Source organism: Clostridium sp., from assembly GCF_018372875.1.
Classification (GTDB): Bacteria; Bacillota; Clostridia; order Clostridiales; family Clostridiaceae; genus Clostridium.
On record NZ_JAHAIF010000092.1, the window covers coordinates 1 to 3244 of the forward strand.

The 3244-nt window shown below is 29.4% G+C and carries 3 protein-coding genes, 1 tRNA gene and 2 rRNA genes; 5 read left to right on the plus strand and 1 reads right to left on the minus strand.

Annotated elements, in window-relative coordinates; translation table 11 throughout:
* The 4 genes from rrf (KIB46_RS16130) to rrf (KIB46_RS16145) form a co-directional block, all read left to right on the plus strand.
* Positions 1-96: ribosomal RNA gene (gene rrf, locus KIB46_RS16130) — 5S ribosomal RNA — on the plus strand; the annotation flags it as partial.
* Positions 97-101: 5 nt separating this feature from the next.
* Positions 102-177, plus strand: a tRNA-Lys gene (locus KIB46_RS16135).
* A gap of 285 nt (positions 178-462) precedes the next feature.
* The gene (locus KIB46_RS16140; protein WP_291673235.1) at positions 463-612 is read left to right on the plus strand and encodes a hypothetical protein; all 150 of its coding nucleotides are present in this window, start codon (positions 463-465) and stop codon (positions 610-612) included.
* Positions 613-749: 137 nt separating this feature from the next.
* Positions 750-866, plus strand: a 5S ribosomal RNA gene (rrf, locus tag KIB46_RS16145).
* Between the two features lie 159 nt (positions 867-1025).
* Here rrf (KIB46_RS16145) and KIB46_RS16150 read toward each other — a convergent pair.
* Entirely contained in the window at positions 1026-1772 is a 747-nt protein-coding gene (locus KIB46_RS16150) for a signal peptidase II (protein WP_156559397.1), read from the minus strand.
* Between the two features lie 133 nt (positions 1773-1905).
* Here KIB46_RS16150 and KIB46_RS16155 point away from each other — a divergent pair, with 133 nt between their 5' ends.
* Positions 1906-2715, plus strand: a complete 810-nt coding sequence (locus tag KIB46_RS16155; RefSeq protein ID WP_156559395.1) for a pyruvate, water dikinase regulatory protein — start codon at positions 1906-1908, stop codon at positions 2713-2715.
* Positions 2716-3244 lie beyond the last annotated feature (529 nt).

The window sequence follows — 3244 nt, forward strand, 5'->3', positions numbered from 1 at the left end:
GAAACACTCCTTCCCATACCGAACAGGAAAGTTAAGCTCTATAGCGCCGATGGTACTGCATGGGAGACCGTGTGGGAGAGTAGGACGTTGCCAAGTAATATGCGCTATTAGCTCAGTTGGTAGAGCACCTGACTCTTAATCAGGGTGTCCCGGGTTCGAATCCCTGATGGCGCACCAAAAACCTTAGAATATTATTCTAAGGTTTTTTTGCATAATAAGCAAAAGTGATAGTATCAAACATAGCAGATATAATAGCTTATTATGTTTACAGACTATCTAGATCAGATAAAAGTCATGTTATAGGAATGGAACATCTGTAAATTCTCAAATGATACATTGGTATCATGTATATATAGGAGAAAACTATTTTTAAAGTTAGTTGAAGATAATAAAAAAGGTTTTGAGGTATAGGCTTAGATAAGCCAGTTTTAGATACTGCAAAAGCAGGATGGGAAGTATATAATGCAAACTGCTATAGTAGTGATTATAAAGAATATATTAAATAAATTAGGCATAAAAGAAATTGTAGAAATAGATATTACAGATAGAGAATATGATAAATTTACTGATTCATGTGGTGTAATAAGAGAAGACATTTATAAACTAAAATAATTATAAATAGACAAAGTATGGTAATAATTAGGGTTATTACTATACTATTTTTAAATTTTATATAAAAAGTTGTTGACTTAATGAACTAACCCATATATAATTAGGACTTGTTGAGGCAAGAATTATTGCTTAAAAAATCTGGTGATGATGGCATAGAGGAAACACTCCTTCCCATACCGAACAGGAAAGTTAAGCTCTATAGCGCCAATGGTACTGCATGGGAGACCGTGTGGGGGTAATATGATCTACTAGCTCAGTCGGTAGAGCACTTGACTTTTAATCAAGGTGTCCGGGGTTCGATTCCCCGGTAGGTCACCAAAGGGTCACTTCACGATGAAGTATTCTCTAATAAGAACTTGCTTAGCATTATATATAAAAAGGATTTTACATTTGTAAAATCCTTTTTTTATTAATTAATTTTTAAAGAGTGATAAAATATCATTTTTTGAGAAAATAAGAAATTTCTTTATACTAGCTAAGTCTTCCTTAAAAGAAGTATTATCATCTTCAGTTAAGTATCCGCTTATTACAATTGATATTATGAAGAACAAAATACCAAGATTAATATAAATATCTTTTATATCTGCAATAAATAGATTGCTAATGCCAATAAAGTCTAAACTTCCTCCATAGAAGATTTTATCTATTAAAGAACATAGAGATCCGCTAAATATAAATAGAAAACACATATCTCCATAAAAACTATTATTCCCCTTAGAAAGATAGTATCTATATAGTTCAAAGAATAAAACTATAGCAATGAAGTTTACAAAAATAAGTAAAGGGAAGCTTATACCGGTACCAAATCTTGCATTTAGCCAAGAGCCATCAGTATTAATAATTGGATTAAAGTTTAAAAAACCTTTAATTATATCTATATAATCTTCAAAGAAGAAAAACTTTATTACTAATTTAATTCCTTGATCAATAATCATTAATATAGAAAAAATAATGATTATTGTTTTACATTTAAATCCCTCAGCATATTTTTGGCTAAGTTTATGGAAATAGAAACCTACTAAAGCAAATAGAATAATAAGAGCTATATTTCCCAATATGGTAGGTAAATCTGTTACTCTACCAGTTAGTATTTCAAATAAGAAGTATACACTCCACATTAATGGAAGAATACTAATAGTAAGATATTTTAAGTTTCTCATTTAGACCTCCAAGTTTTTAAGTATTCAAGTATATTTAAAGTTTAACATAAGGAGTTAGAAAATTCACTATAAATGGTTTTTAAGGTATAATTGAATTGGAGTATAAAAGAAAACTACGAAAGAGGGAATGAGAATGTTAACAATTTTTGCGGTTTCAGATTCAATTGGCGAAACAGCTAATCAAGTAGCTGTAGCAGCTGCAAGTCAATTTGGAAAAGAGGTAGAGGTAAGAAGGATTCCATATGTAAAAACATTAGAGGACGTAGAAGATGTTATTAGTTCAGTTTCACAATGTGAAAAGGCAATGATAATATCTACAGTAATTACTGTTAATGTAAGGGAATACTTAACAGAGAAAGCTATTGCAAAAAATATATTCGTAATTAATGTATTAGGTCCTATAATAAATGTAGCATCTACATTATTGAATGAAGTTCCAAATTATAATCCTGGGGCTATGTGGAATACTGACGAAGAATACTTTAAGAGAATAGAAGCTATGGAATTTGCTATGCAATATGATGATAGTAAGGATTATAGAGGATTAAAGAATGCTGATGTAGTTCTTGTAGGTTTATCAAGAACATCAAAAACACCTTTATGTATGTATTTAGCTAACAAGGGGTTAAAAGCTATTAATATTCCATTAGTACCTGAGGTTGGTGTACCAGATGAGTTATTTGAAATAGACAAAAAGAAAATATTTGGTCTTACTATAAATCCATTACAGCTAATAGAGATAAGAAAACGAAGACTAGATAAGTTTCATAGAATTTCCGCTGATATCGAATATGCAGGAGATGCAAGGGTATTAGAAGAATTTGATTTTGCAGATAGAATAATTAAAAAGATAGGATGTAAAACAATAGATGTAACACAAAGAGCAATAGAGGATACTGCACTTATAATATTAGAATCATTAGGGTGCAAAAATAATAACTAAGATTTGAGAGGAAAAAGATGCATTAATGCATCTTTTTTGTTTTTTAGCACATTAATATTATTGAAGAATTTAAGAATAGCTTACATTTAAAAACATTATCTTATCATCATTAACAAAGGCACAATAAATAATAAAGTTTATAGATCAATAGAGACATTAGGGAATTTCTATAGATTATGAGGTTCGAATAGTAAACTATACCAAGTGTATCTATATGTGTATAATTATGAATTATTGAGAATTAAGTAGAGAGTAAGAAATATATTAGTATAATAGCAGTAAATTTATAATAAGGATAAAAAGAATATGATAATATAAGACACGTCGCTGATGCGAAATATGTAAACAATAAAAAAATAAAAAAGTTGTTGACAAGATTTCAGCAAGGTGATAAGATAAGGAAGTCGCTTGAATGCGACACATAAATTGGTCTTTGAAAATTGAACAGAATATAAAGTTAAAAACCAGCAATTCTTTTTACGAGTAAACTTGAGAAATCAAGTTATCAGATTAAACTTTTTATTGAGAG